Genomic DNA, 278 nt, shown 5'->3' with positions numbered 1-278 from the left:
GTGGAGGACCACTCAGCCTACCGCCTGCTGTTGGGCTGGATGTTGCAGAAGCTGGGCCTGGGGCACGAGTTGGCTGCCGATGGGTTCATGGGACTGGAGGCGTTTACCCGCCGGCCCTTTGACTTGGTGATCTGCGATTGCCAGATGCCGTTCATGGATGGTTACAGCATGGCCAGCGCCATCCGCGAGCATGAGCGCGATCAGGCGTTGAACCGCGAACCGATCATTGCCTTGACCGCCAACCTGCAAAACGACAGCCCCCGCCCCTGTCACAAAGC

The 278-nt window shown here is 61.5% G+C and carries 1 protein-coding gene; it reads left to right on the top strand.

Going from position 1 to position 278, the window contains the following annotated elements:
* Positions 1-278: response regulator (locus tag AC0L3U_RS39300; RefSeq protein ID WP_473365106.1), on the top strand; the 278-nt coding region annotated here is incomplete at both ends.

It is taken from the genome of Bradyrhizobium sp. Kon69, from assembly GCF_055807515.1.
The sequence above is the reverse complement of the archived record's forward strand: the minus strand, read 5'-3'. Positions and strand labels throughout refer to the sequence as shown.